This is a genomic window from Pseudomonas sp. NPDC089758, from assembly GCF_044748705.1.
Classification (GTDB): Bacteria; Pseudomonadota; Gammaproteobacteria; order Pseudomonadales; family Pseudomonadaceae; genus Aquipseudomonas; species Aquipseudomonas putida_X.
Genome location: NZ_JBIVGN010000021.1, coordinates 31429 through 46849, shown reverse-complemented (window position 1 = coordinate 46849; position 15421 = coordinate 31429). Strand labels below are relative to the sequence as shown.

The 15421-nt window shown below is 64.7% G+C and carries 11 protein-coding genes and 2 pseudogenes; all 13 read right to left on the bottom strand.

The genetic code is table 11. The annotated features are described in order from the left end of the window. Positions 1 to 82: 82 nt before the first annotated feature. Positions 83 to 517: pseudogene (locus ACIPZH_RS23030) on the bottom strand (methyl-accepting chemotaxis protein); the annotation flags it as partial. A gap of 102 nt (positions 518 to 619) precedes the next feature. Next, positions 620 to 1381, bottom strand: a pseudogene (locus ACIPZH_RS23025) (PAS domain-containing protein); the annotation flags it as partial. 39 nt (positions 1382 to 1420) lie between these two features. Further along, positions 1421 to 3193, bottom strand: coding sequence for an EAL domain-containing protein (locus ACIPZH_RS23020; protein WP_400637974.1), 1773 nt, complete (start codon positions 3191 to 3193; stop codon positions 1421 to 1423). A gap of 396 nt (positions 3194 to 3589) precedes the next feature. Further along, positions 3590 to 4285, bottom strand: a complete 696-nt coding sequence (locus tag ACIPZH_RS23015) for a response regulator (RefSeq protein ID WP_241807023.1) — start codon at positions 4283 to 4285, stop codon at positions 3590 to 3592. After that, complete coding sequence (locus ACIPZH_RS23010) at positions 4282 to 6936, bottom strand: DUF4118 domain-containing protein (RefSeq protein ID WP_400637973.1); 2655 nt, start codon at positions 6934 to 6936, stop codon at positions 4282 to 4284. Before ACIPZH_RS23010 ends, ACIPZH_RS23015 begins: the two co-directional genes overlap by 4 nt. Before the next feature lie 149 nt (positions 6937 to 7085). Continuing rightward, positions 7086 to 7637, bottom strand: a complete 552-nt coding sequence (kdpC, locus tag ACIPZH_RS23005) for a potassium-transporting ATPase subunit KdpC (RefSeq protein WP_400628348.1) — start codon at positions 7635 to 7637, stop codon at positions 7086 to 7088. Between the two features lie 10 nt (positions 7638 to 7647). Continuing rightward, a complete protein-coding gene (gene kdpB / locus ACIPZH_RS23000; RefSeq protein ID WP_400637971.1) occupies positions 7648 to 9702 on the bottom strand; it encodes a potassium-transporting ATPase subunit KdpB in 2055 nt (684 codons plus the stop codon). A gap of 10 nt (positions 9703 to 9712) precedes the next feature. After that, complete coding sequence (kdpA, locus tag ACIPZH_RS22995) at positions 9713 to 11407, bottom strand: potassium-transporting ATPase subunit KdpA (RefSeq protein ID WP_400637969.1); 1695 nt, start codon at positions 11405 to 11407, stop codon at positions 9713 to 9715. 9 nt (positions 11408 to 11416) lie between these two features. After that, the gene (kdpF, locus tag ACIPZH_RS22990) at positions 11417 to 11506 is read right to left on the bottom strand and encodes a K(+)-transporting ATPase subunit F (protein WP_039602773.1); all 90 of its coding nucleotides are present in this window, start codon (positions 11504 to 11506) and stop codon (positions 11417 to 11419) included. Between the two features lie 173 nt (positions 11507 to 11679). Then, complete coding sequence (locus ACIPZH_RS22985; RefSeq protein WP_241807028.1) at positions 11680 to 12732, bottom strand: AI-2E family transporter; 1053 nt, start codon at positions 12730 to 12732, stop codon at positions 11680 to 11682. 12 nt (positions 12733 to 12744) lie between these two features. Continuing rightward, a complete protein-coding gene (locus ACIPZH_RS22980) occupies positions 12745 to 13536 on the bottom strand; it encodes a DUF4892 domain-containing protein (protein ID WP_400637967.1) in 792 nt (263 codons plus the stop codon). Between the two features lie 109 nt (positions 13537 to 13645). Further along, complete coding sequence (locus tag ACIPZH_RS22975) at positions 13646 to 14500, bottom strand: alpha/beta hydrolase (RefSeq protein ID WP_400637965.1); 855 nt, start codon at positions 14498 to 14500, stop codon at positions 13646 to 13648. Then, complete coding sequence (locus tag ACIPZH_RS22970) at positions 14497 to 15285, bottom strand: alpha/beta fold hydrolase (protein WP_400637963.1); 789 nt, start codon at positions 15283 to 15285, stop codon at positions 14497 to 14499. The genes ACIPZH_RS22975 and ACIPZH_RS22970 overlap by 4 nt, the downstream gene beginning before the upstream one ends. Positions 15286 to 15421: the final 136 nt, after the last annotated feature.

Sequence of the window (15421 nt, the reverse complement as noted above, 5' to 3'; positions counted from 1 at the left end):
TAGAGGGCCAACAGCTGTGCGTCTGCCACCATTGACCGCGCTGATACCGAGCGATGCCCGCTGAACGGTACGCCGGCCCGGCTCAACGCAAATCCTGACTCACTCGCTCTACAGCGTTCACCACACCCGTCGCGCCCTGCAGGATCACGCCAATCGCCTGACCTGCCTGCGAGGCGAGTTGCAGGCTCTGCGTGGCATGACTGCGGCTGGTTTCTATTTCGCCCACGGCCTGGCTGGCGAGGGTCTGGTTATGCGCCACCACCGAGACGATCTCATCGGTAGCGGTGCTGGTGCGCGCCGCCAGCTTTCGCACTTCGTCGGCTACCACGGCAAAGCCCCTGCCCTGCTCGCCGGCGCGGGCCGCTTCGATGGCTGCATTGAGCGCGAGCAGGTTGGTCTGCGCCGCGATGCCGCCGATGGTCTGCACGATCGAGCTGATCAATACCGATTGCTCACCCAGTGCAGTGATCGTCGTGCCGGCCGATTGCAGTTGTTGGGTCATGCCCTGCATGGTCTGCTCCACTTGCTGCACCACCGCCGCGCCCTCGGACGCTCCGCCCACGGTATCGCGCGACACCTCCAGCGCCATCTGCGCAGCCTGCCTGATGGCCTCTTCGCGCTGGACCTGTGCGGTCACCACCGAGGCGAATTTCACCACCCGCACCCGTTTTCCCTGGGCGTCGTTCACCGGGTTGTAACTGGCTTCCAGCCACACTTCCTGCCCGTGCCGGTCCAGCCGGCGGAAGCGGCCAGTGACGTAGCGGCCGGTGTTGAGCGTTCGCCAGAATTCTGCATAAGCCGGGCTGGCAGTGTCTTCTGCGCAGCAAAACATCCGGTGATGCTTACCCACCACTTCATCGAGGCGGTAGCCCATGCCCGCCAGGAACGTGTCATTGGCGGCCAGTACATTGCCTGCCAGGTCGAACTGGATGACCGCGCTGGAGCGTAACAGCGCGTCGAGCAGCGCCTGGTTCTCCCGGGCCAGCCCGACCTCTTGCGACACGTCGCGCCCGAATGCCCGTACCTCGCATACCCGCCCTTGTGCATCCAACCGCGGATACCAGCCCAGGCGCCACCACGCCGACTTGCCATTGGCCGCGCTCAGGCTCATGTCATCGTGCACCGGCGCACCCTTGGCAAGCGCGCTGGCCAACCCGCCCAAGGCCTGGGCGGGAAGCCATTGCTTCAAGGAGGTGCCGGCCAAGGCATCCACCGTCACGCCGAACGCAGCTGCACTGACGAGGTTGCAGTCGAGGATCCGCCAATCGCCGTCGAGCCGCAGAAAAAAACCGGCCTGCTCTATCTGCTCCAGGCATTGCCGAAGGCTTTCCAGTTCGCGTTCACGCTCGGCGAGCGTGGTTTTCAATTGCCGGTTGAACATGCTGGCTACCTGCTGAGGATAAGCGACGAATAAGTCAAATCAGGACTGCGACCAGCGAAGCCGGTTGTTGCAGTACCAAGTCTGGAAGGCGGCCAGTGGCATGGGCCTTGCCAGGTAATAGCCTTGCGCCTGGGCACAACCCCAGGCCTTGGCACAGGTGAGCTGTTCAGCGGTTTCGATGCCTTCGGCCACCACCTGGTAACCGAGCTGGTTAGCCAGCCCCACCAGCGACTGCACCAGCAGGAGGTCCTTGGCACTGTGCGTGGCCTTCTGGATCAACGAACGGTCCAGTTTCACCAGCGTGGCAGGAATGCGGCTGAGGTAGGCCCAGTTGCTATAGCCGGTACCAAAGTCATCGATGGCGACGTCGACCCCGGCCTGACGGGCGCGCAGCAATTGCCGCCGCACTTCTTCGGGTTGCTCGATCAGCACGCTTTCCGTGAACTCCAGCTGCAGGCGCCCCGGCGCGATGGCCCTGCGCTGGAGCTCGGCGAGCAAGGCGTCCATGAATGCTGCGCTCTCCAGGTCGCGCGCGGTGACATTCATGCTGATACGTAAGTCTGGCGCCTGAGCGTGTTGCAGGATGTTCAACACCGCGTGCATCACCCACAGGCTGATCGACGCTATCAGCGCGGTTTTCTCGGCCAGGGCGATGAACTCGGCAGGGGAAATATCTCCCAATTGCGGGTGGCGCCAGCGCAACAGCGCTTCAGCGCTGTTGCACGTATGGCCTTGCAGTTCGACGCGCGGCTGCAGGTGCAGGCTGAGCTCGTCATCGCGCTTCAGCGCCGCCCCCAGTGAGGTCAGCAGGGAGAAGGCCCTGCGCTGTGCGGCGTCCACCTCCGGCTGATAGTGCGCGCAGCGCCCAGGGTTGCCACGGGCCGCGTCGGCGGCGCCGACCGCACGGCGCAACCAGTCAAGGCTGCCATCGTCGTCGCAGCGGCTGACCGGTGAAATACCGACCGAGGCATCCAGCAGGACAGGAATCTGATGACACAGCACAGGATCGCTCAGCACACCGATGACCCGCGCGCACATTGCCAGCGGGTGCTGGTGCACGATGACGGCAAACCGGGTGGGGCTGATCTTGTACAGCGCCAGATCGGAATCAAGCTGGCTGACGATCAGGTCTTTCACCTGAAGGGTAAGGTCGTGGGCGAAGTTGTAGCCCAACACCTTGATCATGTGCGTCAGCACCTGCGCCGGCATGATGTCGAACACCACCACGGTCAGGGCATCATGGCGTTCAAGGCGCGTCTGCACGTCGCATTCAAGTTTTACCCGGTTGAACAGCCCGGTCGGCTGGTCGTAGAAATTTCGACGACGTATGCCGGCAATGATCTGCACTGCCATGTCGGCGAACGCCTGCAACATCCCGCGCTGGGCATCATCCAAGGCCGCACGCGGGGCTGTATCGATGATGCAGAAACTGCCAATCGCGACCTGCTTGTCTACCAGCAGCGGAGCGCCGCAATAGTAGCGAATACCGGGCGCACCGGTGACCAGTGGGTTGTCGGCAAAGCGCGGGTCCAGCGTCGCATCCAGTACTTCCAGCGGCTGCGCCTGAAGAATGGTGTGGGCACAGAACGCGACATCCCGCGGCGTACTGTCGGCCTCCAATGCAGTCTTGGCCATGAACCACTGCTGGCACTCACTTACGATCGAGATCAGGCATATCGGCGCACTGAAGTACCGCCCGGCCCATTCGACCAGCGTGCGCAGTTCGGTGCTGCAGTCCTGGTGCGCAACACACCACTCGGCGACCGCGGCCAGGCGCTGCTCTTCGTTGGACGGCACTGGGGCGACATTCATGTTCATTTCACCTGCCCCGATCGGAATGGTAACTAGGTTATGGCAATAGGCTATTACTGAGACTCGATCACTCCCTTGAACGTTCCGCGCTCCTGCGAGGAATTCAACAGTACCGACAAAACCTGTACAAATCCAGATGGCTGTACAATTTTTTGATGGCAGGAAAGACCTATCCGCCGTGAATTCGGCAAATTCAGCGCTGCATACCTGTACAAAATTAAATTAGCGTACAAAGGAATGAACGGTCGCGCCCCAGGCTGCGCCTGGCAAAAAGCGCGAATGGAGGCGCTGTCGCTGCAACTGGCGGGTTGCTGCGACTATTCAGAAAAGGGGGAGTAATGGAGGGGGTGATTCGGTTTGCGCTTCAACTGACGTTCAGCTTGCCTGGCAACGGCCCTAGGAGGAAGGCGCAACCAGCCTGTATCCGACCCCGGCCTCGGTGATGATGAACCGCGGTGCGGTTGGATCATCGCCCAGTTTCTGCCGCAAATGCCCCACGACAATCCGCAGATAATGGGTGTTCTCCACGTGTGTCGGGCCCCAGATATCCTTGAGCAACTGCTGCTGGGTAATGACCCGCCCCGGATGCCCGGCAAGTTGCGCCAACAACGCGTATTCCTTGCGGGTCAGTGCCACCTCTGCGCCCTCAAGCGTCACCTTGCGAAAGGCGAAGTCCACGGTCAACGGCCCAAAGCTCGCGGTCACCTCGCCCCCACCCGCTTGCGGCACCTGGCGCAACAGCGCACGGACCCTGGCCAAAAACTCCTGGATGCCGAACGGCTTGGTCACATAGTCATTGGCCCCGCCATCCAGCGCATCGACCTTTTGCAGTTCGCTGGCACGCACCGACAGCACCAGCACCGGCACCGCACTCCACTCGCGCAACTCACGCAGCACATGCTGCCCGTCCATGTCAGGCAAGCCGAGGTCGAGCACCACCAGGTCAGGCTTGGCCAAGGCAGCCTGAGCAAGCCCTTCGCTACCGGTGGCCGCCTCGATTACCTTGTAGCCTTGTGAGGCCAGGCTGATGCGCAGGAACTTGCGGATCTGCGGTTCATCGTCAATGACCAGGAGGGTGGCGGACTGGCTCATGGGGTTTCGCTTTCGGCTTCGGGTTGTTGGGGCAAGGGCAAGCATAGAGTGATGCAGGTGCCATGGCCATCGATGCCTTCGCTGACCAGGATCTGCCCACCATGGGCACCGATCATGCCCTGGCAGATCGCCAGGCCCAGGCCGGTGCCCTGCCCGCCACGGTCGCCGCGGGCTGCGGTGTAGAACATGTCGAAGATTTTCTCGCGCTCGGCCACGGGGATACCAGGCCCTTGATCGCTGACCGCGAAGCGCAATTGCTCTTCGTGCACCGACACCTGCAGTTCGAGGCGGCCTTGGGCAGGTGAGAAGCGGGCCGCGTTCTCCAGCACGTTGATCAGCGCCTGTTCGATCAGCGCGGCGTGCACGAACAGCAACGGCAGCTCGGCGGGCACCTCGGTGTGCACGCGCAGCGGCGCGAGCACCACGCGAAGGCGGTTCAGGGCACTGCCGACGATATCGGCCGGGGCGACCCAGTCGCGGGCCAGCTTCAGGCCGCCGTGGCCCAGGCGGGTCATGTCGAGCAGGTTCTGGATATAGCGGTCAAGGCGCTCGGCTTCGTTGCGGGTGCCTTCCAACAGTTCGCGGCGGTCTTCGGTGGGGATGGCCTCGCCCAGCGCCAGCAGGCTGTCGATACTGCCACGCATGGCGGTCAGCGGTGTGCGAAGGTCGTGGGACACCGAGGCCAGCAGCGCACTGCGCAACTGCTCGGTCTCGCCGTGCAGCCGAGCGGCTTCCAGTTGCTCGGCCAGGCGAGCCCGGGCCAGCGCCTGGGCCAGCGGTTGACCAAGTGCCATGAGCAGCCGGCGGCGCTGGGCACTGAGAGGTTCGCCGGACTGGGGGCGCACACCGAGCAGGGCCAGGGGATGATCGTCGACGATCAATGGCCACCACCACCAGCGGCCGTTAGGCAGGGTGTCGCTGCCATGGCCAGCGGCCTGCCCATGCTGCCAGGCCCATTCGGCGGCGGCGCGCTCGTTGTCGCTCAGGGCCTGAGCCTGGCCGCTGGCCACTTGCAACTGCCCTTCAGGGTTGCGTTCGAGCAGGCACACGTGCACGTCCTGCCAGCCATTGAGGTGCTGGCCGGCGGCGTTGAACACGGCTTGCCGGTCGGTGGCGACCGTCAGCCGCCGCGACAGGTCGAGCAACTGGTTGGTCTGCGCCTGGGTTTCGCGAAGGGCCTGCAACTGCCGGCGCTGACGCGCAGCGAGGTTGCCGGTAAGCGCAGCCATCAACAGGAAGAACACCAGCGTCAGCACGTCTTCTTCGCGCTGAATGCTGAAGGAGAAATTCGGCGGGATGAACAGGAAGTCATAGGTCAGGAACGACAAGGCAGCACAGGCCAAGGCCGGGCCCAGGCTGCTGCGCACCGCAACCAGCAATACGGCGACCAGGAACACCAGCGAAATATTGGGCAGCGCCAACACGCTCGACACCGCCCAGGACAACCCCGTCGCCAGCGCGGTGGCAGCCAGTGCCAACAGATAGTGGCGCCATACCCACACCCGTCGCACGGTCGAACGTGCCGGGGCCGGCTGAACATCGCGGTCGAGCACGTTGATTTCAAGCCCGTGGCTTTCACGCAGCAACCGGGCAGCCACGCCTGCACCGAACAGGCGACGACGCAGGCGGTCCCGAGACTGGCCTACCAGCACCAGGCTGGCTCGACGCTCGACGGCATGCTGGATCAGCGTGCGTGCCACCTCGCCTGCGCGCAGCAGCACCACTTCCCCGCCCAGGCGCTCAGCCAGTTGTTGCGCCGCCTGCAAACGCTGCCGTGCGGTTTCGTCGCGCAGCCGCCCGTTGTCCACATGCACCAGGCTCCAGGGCAAATGCCGACGCTGCGCAACCCGGCTGGCATGGCGCACCAGGCGTTCGGCCTGGTCGTCACCATCGACACCCACCAGCAGACGCCCGCGCAGTGCCGGCGCCTCTTGGCCACGCTGGCGGTAGCCATGGGCCAGGTCGGCATCGACCTGTGCGGCGGCGGCCTGCATGGCCAGCTCACGCAACGCGGTGAGGTTGGTCTGGGAAAAATAGGCATCGATCGCAGCCCGAGCCTGCTCGGGCACGTAGACTTTGCCCTCACGCAGACGTTCGAGCAGCTCGCGCGGCGGCAGGTCGATCAGCACCAGTTCGAAGGACTCCTGCAGCACCCAGTCCGGCAGGGTTTCACGCACGTGCACGCCGGTAATGTCGCGCACCTTGTCGTTGAGGCTCTCCAGGTGCTGGACGTTGACCGTGGTGTACACGTCGATCCCGGCGGCTAGCAGTTCCTGAACGTCTTGCCAGCGTTTGGCGTGACGGCTGCCCGGGGCGTTGCTGTGGGCCAGTTCGTCGACCAGGGCCAGATCCGGGGCGGCCTTGAGCAGGCCGTCCAGGTCCATTTCTTCCAGGGTGACACCACGGTATTCGCTGCGCAGCAGAGGTTGCTGGACCAGGCCAGAGAGCAGTGATTCGGTTTCGGCGCGGCCGTGGGTTTCGACTACGCCTGCCAGTACCTGCACGCCTTGGCGCTGTTGGGCGTGGGCCGCCTGGAGCATGGCGTAGGTCTTGCCCACCCCGGGTGCTGCACCGAGAAATACCTTGAGCCTGCCACGCCCTTCGCGCGGCAGGTTGGCCAACAGCGCGTCTGCGCGGGCTGCGTCACTCATGCTTCATCCTTCAATAGCGCCACGATCGGTTTTTCTGAGCCTGCATCGCCGACAAGCCGACCCCCACAGGCGGTTCACAGCTTTGGAAAGTTGTGCACGACCTGTGTGAGCCGGCTTGCCGGCGATTGGGCCGCAAAGCGGCCCCACATTCATGACCCCAATTTGCTCAACGCTTGGTTAAGGGCCAGCACATTGACCACAGGCGGCCCGATCAATGGGTGGAGGGTGGCCTCTTCCAGCAGGGCTTGCAAGCGCTCTACCGGTATCTGGCGCGCCGCCGCCACCCGGGGAATCTGGTAGGCCACGGCCTGCGGTGGCAAATGCGGGTCCAGGCCACTGCCCGAGGTGGTCAGCAAGGCCTGCGGCACCGGCCCCTGCCCAGCCTGGTACAGCTTCGCGGCATCGCCCGTGACCCGTTCGGCCAGCGCCGGGTTGCTTGGCGACAGGTTGCTCGCGCTGCTGGCCACGGTGGCATAAGCCCCCGCCGAAGGCCGCGAATGGAACCAGCCATCGCCCTGAAAATCCTGGGCGATCAGTGCCGAGCCGCGCACCTTGCCCTGCTCATCGCGCACCAGGCTGCCATTGGCCTGCTCCGGAAAAACCACTTGCGCAACCCCGGTCACCGCCAGTGGATACAGCGCACCGGTGACCACTGCCAGCGACAGGATCAGGCTCAGCGCCGGGCGTACATATGTGTTCATGGTGGCCTCCTCAGACCAGGTGCAAAGCGTTGAGCAGCAGGTCGATCAGCTTGATCCCGACAAATGGCACGATGATGCCGCCCAGGCCGTAGATCAGCAGGTTGCGTCGCAGCAGATGAGCAGCACTGGCCGCCTGTACCCGCACACCGCGCAGCGCCAGCGGGATCAGTACGATGATGATCAGCGCGTTGAACACGATGGCCGAAAGGATCGCACTCTGCGGGCTGGCCAGGTGCATCAGGTTGAGCACGCCCAGTTGCGGGTAGATGGCGGCGAACAACGCCGGCAGGATGGCGAAGTACTTGGCCACGTCGTTGGCGATGGAAAAGGTGGTCAGCGCGCCACGGGTCACCAGCAGCTCCTTGCCCACCTGGACCACGTCCAGCAGCTTGGTCGGGTCGCTGTCCAGGTCGACCATGTTGGCGGCTTCGCGCGCAGCCTGGGTACCGTCGTTCATGGCCATGCCCACGTCAGCCTGGGCCAGGGCCGGGGCGTCGTTGGCACCGTCGCCGCACATGGCCACCAGGCGGCCGTCGTTCTGCTCCTGGCGGATGCGCGCCAGCTTCTTCTCCGGCGTGGCTTCGGCCAGCACGTCGTCAACACCGGCTTCGGCGGCGATGGCCGCGGCAGTCAGCGGGTTGTCGCCGGTCACCATTACCGTGCGAATACCCAGCTTGCGCAACTCGGCGAAGCGTTCGCGGATGCCAGGCTTGACCACGTCCTTGAGGTGGATCACACCCAGCAGGCGCTTGTCCACGCACACCAGCAGCGGCGTACCACCACTCTGGGCGATGCGTTCAACTTCACGCGTCAGCGCCAGCGGCATTTCCAGGCGCTGCATGCCGACGAAGGCGAGCACGGCATCAACGGCGCCCTTGCGGTAGCAATGCTGCTGGAAATCGATGCCCGACAGGCGTGTCTCGGCACTGAAGGCGACGGCGTTGAACTGCCCCGCGCCCGGCTCGACGAAGTCATGCAACTGGCGCAGGTACTCGACGATCGACTTGCCTTCGGCTGTGTCATCGGCCAGCGAAGCGAGCAAGGCACCTTCGCCCAGTTCCTTGGCAGTCACCCCGGTGGCGGCATGCAGGGCGCTGCAGCGGCGGTTGCCAAAGGTGATGGTACCGGTCTTGTCGAGCATCAGTGTGTGCACGTCACCGGCCGCCTCTACGGCACGGCCCGAGCGGGCGATCACGTTAAGGCGCACCAGGCGATCCATGCCGGCGATACCGATGGCCGACAGCAGGCCGCCAATGGTGGTCGGGATCAGCGTCACCAGCAGTGCCGCGAGGAAAATCAGTGGCAGGCTGCCGCCGGCGAAGTGAGCGAATGGCTGCAGCGTCACCACGACGATCAGGAAGATCAACGTCAGGCCGATCAGCAGAATGTCCAGCGCGATTTCGTTGGGCGTCTTCTGCCGCTTGGCGCCTTCGACCAGGGCGATCATGCGGTCCAGGGTCGACTCGCCAGGGTTGCTGGTGATGCGAATGAGCAACCAGTCGGAAACCAGCCGGGTATTGCCCGTGACAGCCGAGCGGTCACCACCGGATTCGCGGATCACCGGCGCCGACTCACCGGTGATGGCCGCTTCGTTGACCGCGGCGATGCCTTCGAGCACCTCGCCGTCACCTGGGATCATCTCGCCGGCCACCACACGGACTACGTCGTCCTTGCGTAACTGCGCAGCGGCAACGGTCTCGAACGTGCCGTCGCGCGTCCGGCGCTCTGCGGTCAGCCCCTGGCTGCCGGCCTTGAGGCTATCGGCGCGGGCCTTGCCCCGGCCCTCTGCCAGCGCTTCGGCAAAGTTGGCGAACAGCACGGTAAACCACAGCCACAACGCGATCTGCACAGCAACGCCGGTGCTCACGTCACTGCCGGGCGCAAAGCACAGCACGGTGGTCAAGACGGCGGTCAAAGCCACCACCAGCATGACCGGCGAGCGCTTGAGCTGACGCGGGTCAAGCTTGACGAATGCCTGCACCAGCGCCGGGCGCCACAGCGCGGCGAAGCGGGTCTGGTCCTTGGCGCTGTGCCGGGCGTTCACTTCAGGAATGGGCATATTCATGGTCGGTTCCTCAGAAACCCAGGCTCAGGTGTTCAGCGATTGGCCCAAGGGCCAGGGCTGGCAGGAAGGTCAGGCCGCCGACCAGCAGGATGGTCAGCAGCAGCAGGCCGGTGAACAGCGGGCCATGGGTCGGGAAGCTGTTGAGCCCTTGGGGCGCGCTTTTCTTCGCTGCCAGGCTGCCAGCCAAGGCCAGGATCGGCAGGATGTAGCCAAAGCGGCCGATGAGCATGGCCAGGCCGATCATCACGTTGTGGAACACTGTGTTGGCGCCGAAACCTGCGAACGCCGAGCCGTTGTTGGCGGCGCCGGAGGTGTAGGCGTAGAGCAACTGGCTGAAGCCATGGGCACCCGGGTTGCTGACCGCGCCGGCAGGGCCTGGCAGGCTGGCGGCGATAGCGCCAAGCACCAGCACGCCGACCGGCATCACCAGCAGGGTTGCCACCAACAGCTGCACTTCCCGAGCCTGCAGTTTCTTGCCGAGGTATTCCGGGGTCCGGCCGATCATCAAGCCGGCCAGGAACACGGCGATCAACACGAACAGCAACATGCCGTAGAGCCCCGCGCCAACACCGCCGAAGATCACCTCGCCGACCATCATGTTGACCATGGCGACCATGCCGGTGAGTGGGTTGAGGCTGTCGTGCATGGTGTTGACCGACCCGTTGGACGCTGCGGTGGTGGTCACCGCCCACAGCACCGAGCCGGTCGTGCCGAAGCGGCTTTCCTTGCCCTCCAGGGGTGCGCTCTGTTGAACCTGCGCGCTGTCAAGCGCCGGGTTGGGCTGGTGCTCCGACCACAGCGCGGTCGCGCCGCCAATCAGAAACAGGCCGAGCATGCAGGCAAGAATCGCCCGGCTCTGGCGCAGGTCCTTGACGTAATGGCCGAAGGTGAAGACCAGGGCGGCCGGGATCAGGATGATCGAAGCCACCTCGAACAGGTTGCTCCAGGCCGTGGGGTTCTCGAACGGGTGCGCCGAGTTGACACCGAAGAAGCCGCCACCGTTGGTCCCCAATTGCTTGATCGCGATCTGGCTGGCGGCAGGGCCGAGCGGAATCGTCTGGTCAGCGCCTTGCAGGGTCACTGCGTGGGCGTAGTCAGCGAAAGTCTGCGGCACACCCTGCCAGACCAGCAGCAGCGCGAGCACCAGGCAGAACGGCAACAGGCCGTACAGGGTGGCACGGGTCATGTCGACCCAGAAGTTGCCAATACTGCTGGCCGAGCGCCGGGCGATGCCGCGGCACAAGGCGACCAGTACGGCCAGCCCGGTAGCGGCGCTGACAAAGTTCTGTACGGTCATGCCAAGCATCTGGCTCAGGTAACTGGCCGAAGCTTCACCGCTGTAAGCCTGCCAGTTGGTGTTGGTGACGAAACTCACCGCGGTGTTGAACGCCAACGACCATTCCAGGCCGGGCAAGTGTTGCGGGTTGAGCGGCAGGTACCCTTGCAGCAAAAGCACGCTGAAGAGCAGCACGAAGCCGGCCAGGTTGAACGCCATCAGCGCCAGGGCGTACTGCTTCCAGTTCTGTTCCTGATCGGCGCGCACGCCGGCCAGCCGGTAGCAGCCCCGCTCCACCGGCCCAAGCAGCGGCGTCAGCCAAGTCCGCTGGCCTTCCATGACGTTGAAGAAGAACCGCCCGAGCCAGGGTGCCGATAGCAGCACGATAGCGAAAAACGCCAACAGCAACGCGTAGTCATAACTGTGCATGGCCGCTCCCTAGCTGCGATCGGCGCGCAGCAGCGCCATCAGCAGGTAAACCGCCAATGCCACTGCCAGTAGCAGTGACAGCCCGTCGAGCATGTTCATGTGTGGATCTCCCCTGGTTACGGCTTGGGCCGCTTTGGGGGAATTGTCCGAGGGGAAGGCGTAAAGGGGCGAGATCGAGGCGCGGGGCTGGGGATAAAGAATGCGTAAAGATCAGGACGGGCCGTTGCCTGCACCGGCCCATCGGCGGGCAAGCCCGCCAGGGGTCAGGCAGGCTAAGGTTGGGGGGTTGGCTGCCCGGCGTTGCGGCTCCAGTCCAGCAGCAGGCTATACCCCACCGCCAGCAGGGTCGGCCCGATGAACAGGCCAATGAAGCCAAAGGCAATCAAACCGCCAAACACCCCGAGCAGCACGATGACCAGCGGCAGGTTGCCGCCCCTGCTGATCAGGTAAGGCTTGAGCACGTTGTCCACACCACTGATGACGAAGGTGCCCCAGATACCCAGGAACACCGCCATGCCGTACTCACCCTTCCATACCAGCCATGCCGTCGCGGGTATCCACGCCAGTGGCGGCCCCATGGGGATCAGGCTGAGCATGAAGGTGACCAGGCCCAGCACGATGGCCCCCGGCACACCGGCAATCAGGAAGCCGATCAAGGCCAGCAGTGCCTGTGCCGCCGCAGTACCGATCACCCCGTTCACCACCCGTTGCACGGTGCCCGCTACCAGGTCCAGGTAATACTCGGCACGCTCACCTACAAGGCGGTTCAGCAAGCGCAGGACGAACGCCGCCAGGCGCGGCCCATCGCGGTAGAAAAAGAATACGAACACCAGGCTCAGCGTCAGCTCCAGCACACCGCTGCCGATTTGCGCACTGCGCGCCAGCAACCAGTTGCCGACCTGCCCCAGGTGAGGTTTGACCGACGCGATCAGCGCAGCACCCTGCTGGTCCAGGGATTGCCAGCCGCTGACCAGCCGCTCACCTACCAGCGGAATGCCACCCAGCCATGCCGGGGCATCAGGCAAACCATCGACCTGTACGTCGCGCACGAAGGCAGTGGCGTCCCGAACGTGGTCGGCGAGGTTGAAGCCCAACAACACCAGCGGTAAGGCCACGATCAGGATCCAGGCCGAGGTCAGCAGGCCTGCCGCCAATGTTTCACGCCCACCCAGTGCGCGCGTCAGCAGGCGCATCAGCGGCCAACTGGCAAATGCCAGGATTGCCCCCCACAACAACGCGGAGATGAACGGCGCCATCACCCACAACGTGGCGCCGAGCAAGGTCAGCAGGATAATCTGGATCAGCAGGCGATCATTGTTGGCCATGGTGGCGCTCATTCAACGGATCAGTTCCAGGTGCAGGCCATCGGTGGGGGTATTGCCGACTTCGAGCCGGTTGCTGCGTACGCCGGCCTTGATCAGTTGCTGACGCCAGGCTTCGGCCTGGGCACCGCTGAGGCTGGCGCGCAACGTGATATCCAGCTTCAGGCTGCGCCCCAACAGCGCCACCCACGCAGGCTCAGGTGCCCCCAGGTCGGGGTAGTCGAGCTTGCCAGTGTCGCGCATTTCAAGCAGCACCGTGGCGGGTGTCGGCAGCAATTCACCCAGCGGGCTGCTGGCGACGAACTCTTCCACGTGCAGGTAGGCGCGACGGTTGCCGCGGGTTACGGCGTAAAGCGCCACCAGGGTATCGGCCTCTTCGGCGGAGCGGCGCAGAAGGATGAACGCCTGCTGCTCGTCACCGCCATTGAGCCGCGCGCTGCCGAATACCTCGTTGCCCCACAGGCTGGCTTCGCCGCAATCGCGGCCCAGACACCAGAACAACGGATAGCCGCCATCGCGCTGCAGTGCTTCACGGGCGCTGGCAAAAGCTTCGCGCGCCGTGCGCTCTTCCGGCAGCTCGTAGGTGATGGAGCTGACCTGGCCCCGGCTCTCGACCTTGTCGTCCACGCGCAGACGGCCGCTGATCTTGCGCAGTGGGCCCATTGGGTAGATGCGTTCCTGCTCGACTGCCGGGCGTTGTTCGACCACTTTGGCATCCACAGGCACCGGCAGGGCGCCGGCCCACAGCAACGGGCTGACGAGCGCCAGGCAGGCGCCGGCAGTACGAATCATGACGGGCACGCTCATCGGCGACCCGCGCGGCGGCGAGCGCCGTGATGAAGCTCCAGGATGTCTGGCAGTTGCATGGTTGTCTCCCTGTTCAACCCGCCAAGCCTCGACACTTGTCCGGCCCAAGTCAAGCAAAGCCAAAGAAGCGATTGATACAGTCTGCGACAAGGGCCGCACCGTGGTCATCGTTCAGGTGCAGATGATGGCCACCGGGCAGCACCGTCTGTTCAAAGGTTAGCTGCTGCAGCAACTCAGCGTGGCGCGCCAGCATGCCATCGGCCGCCACCACCAGGCAGGCCGGGCAGTTCACCCGGCGCACGTAGGCCATGGCCTGGGCATGGCTCAAGCGCACCGGCGACGGTAACGTCAGGCGGCTGTCACTGCGCCAACTGTAACCGCCAGGCACCGGCATCAGTCCGCGCTGGGCGAGCAACTCGGCAGCGTCCCGGCTGACCGCGACCATGCCCTTCATGCGCGCCTGCACGCCCTCCTCCAGGGACTTGTAGACCGACTTGCGTTTGCCATCCAGGCGCAACTGGGCCTGCAGCGCCAACCCCAGGCGCTCGCCGGCATCCTCCTCGGCCCCGGTCGGCGGGATGACGCCATCGATCAGCGCCAGGTGGCTGACCCGCTCTGGCAGGGCGGCGGCCAGTTGCACCGAAATGATCGCCCCCAGCGAATGCCCCAACAGGGCAAACCGTTGCCAGCCCAGTTGTTCGGCAACCCGCAGTACATCATGGGCGTAGTCGGCCAGCGCATAGCCGGCGCCTGGCGGGCGGTGCTGCGAGTAGCCGTGCCCGGCAAGGTCCAGGGCGAGGATACGCAGGCCTTTCAACTGCGGTGCGAGGCGGGCAAAACTGTTGGCGTTGTCCAGCCAGCCATGCAGGGCGATCACCGGCAGGCCATCTTCGGGGCCGAACAGGTGAGCAGCCAGTTCGATATGGCCGAGGCTGAGGCGGATTTCCTCGACATGGGCACTCATGCCTGGCCCCAGCGGTCGAACAGGCCTTTGATCAGGCTGGCAGTGTCTGTCGGCCGCTCCAGCGGGAACATGTGCCCACCGGGCACGCTGTGGTATTCGCCCTTGGGCATGCCGCGCACCGCCAACGTATGGTGGCGACGAATCACATCGCTGCGCTCCCCCCGCACCATCGCCAGGGGCACCTGAAGCTGCCGTGCAGGGGCCGGGCTGGCGTGAGGAATGCTGCGGTAGATGCTGATCTCGGTAGCCGGATCGAAGCACAGGCGTACCCCCTGCTCCACGTCTTCCAGGCCATGCTCGAGGTAGGCTTCCAGGCAGTCGGGGTCAAAATGCCGGAACAGCTTCTTGCTGGCGAAATAATCCCGTGCGCTGGCGCGGTCGCTGAACGCTTCTCGCCGGCCCAGGGTGCGGCCAGCAGGGGTAATGCGGTCGATGAAGCCAAAGCGCTTGGCGGTGCGCAGCAACCACTGATCGGCGCGGGTCAGCACCGGTGAGTCAAGCATGACCACACCGCGGTAATACGCCGGGCAGCGCAGGGCTGCATGCAGGTGCAGCACGCCACCGAGCGAGTGCCCGACACCCCACACCGGCTGATCCTGCCTGGCCAGGTGGTGTAAGAGTTCGTCCACCAGGCTCTGCCAGTTCTCGTTCACCGGAAAGCGGGGGTCATGAGCATGCTGGGGCAAATGCTGCACCTGGTAATCCGGCGCCAGGGCAGCGAACAGCTTGCCGTAGGTGGCCGACGGGAATCCGTTGGCATGGGCGAAGAAGATCTGCTGCGACATGGCACCTGGTCCGGTACGGGGATGATGGCCCATTGTCGGCATCCCGCTCGCGCTCGGCAACGCCTGTAAAGGTCATCGGCGAGGGCGATCAGGTCACCGAGGGCTCACCAGGCGGGTATGCGAGCGATCGGCAGAG

Excerpts from the sequence above, each read along its gene's own strand:
- ACIPZH_RS23020 (WP_400637974.1), bottom strand. The coding sequence starts at position 3,193 with ATGAATGTCGCCCCAGTGCCGTCCAACGAAGAGCAGCGCCTGGCCGCG.
- ACIPZH_RS23015 (WP_241807023.1), bottom strand. The coding sequence starts at position 4,285 with ATGAGCCAGTCCGCCACCCTCCTGGTCATTGACGATGAACCGCAGATC.
- ACIPZH_RS23010 (WP_400637973.1), bottom strand. The coding sequence starts at position 6,936 with ATGAGTGACGCAGCCCGCGCAGACGCGCTGTTGGCCAACCTGCCGCGC.
- kdpC (WP_400628348.1), bottom strand. The coding sequence starts at position 7,637 with ATGAACACATATGTACGCCCGGCGCTGAGCCTGATCCTGTCGCTGGCA.
- kdpB (WP_400637971.1), bottom strand. The coding sequence starts at position 9,702 with ATGAATATGCCCATTCCTGAAGTGAACGCCCGGCACAGCGCCAAGGAC.
- kdpA (WP_400637969.1), bottom strand. The coding sequence starts at position 11,407 with ATGCACAGTTATGACTACGCGTTGCTGTTGGCGTTTTTCGCTATCGTG.
- kdpF (WP_039602773.1), bottom strand. The coding sequence starts at position 11,506 with ATGAACATGCTCGACGGGCTGTCACTGCTACTGGCAGTGGCATTGGCG.
- ACIPZH_RS22985 (WP_241807028.1), bottom strand. The coding sequence starts at position 12,732 with ATGGCCAACAATGATCGCCTGCTGATCCAGATTATCCTGCTGACCTTG.
- ACIPZH_RS22980 (WP_400637967.1), bottom strand. The coding sequence starts at position 13,536 with ATGAGCGTGCCCGTCATGATTCGTACTGCCGGCGCCTGCCTGGCGCTC.
- ACIPZH_RS22975 (WP_400637965.1), bottom strand. The coding sequence starts at position 14,500 with ATGAGTGCCCATGTCGAGGAAATCCGCCTCAGCCTCGGCCATATCGAA.
- ACIPZH_RS22970 (WP_400637963.1), bottom strand. The coding sequence starts at position 15,285 with ATGTCGCAGCAGATCTTCTTCGCCCATGCCAACGGATTCCCGTCGGCC.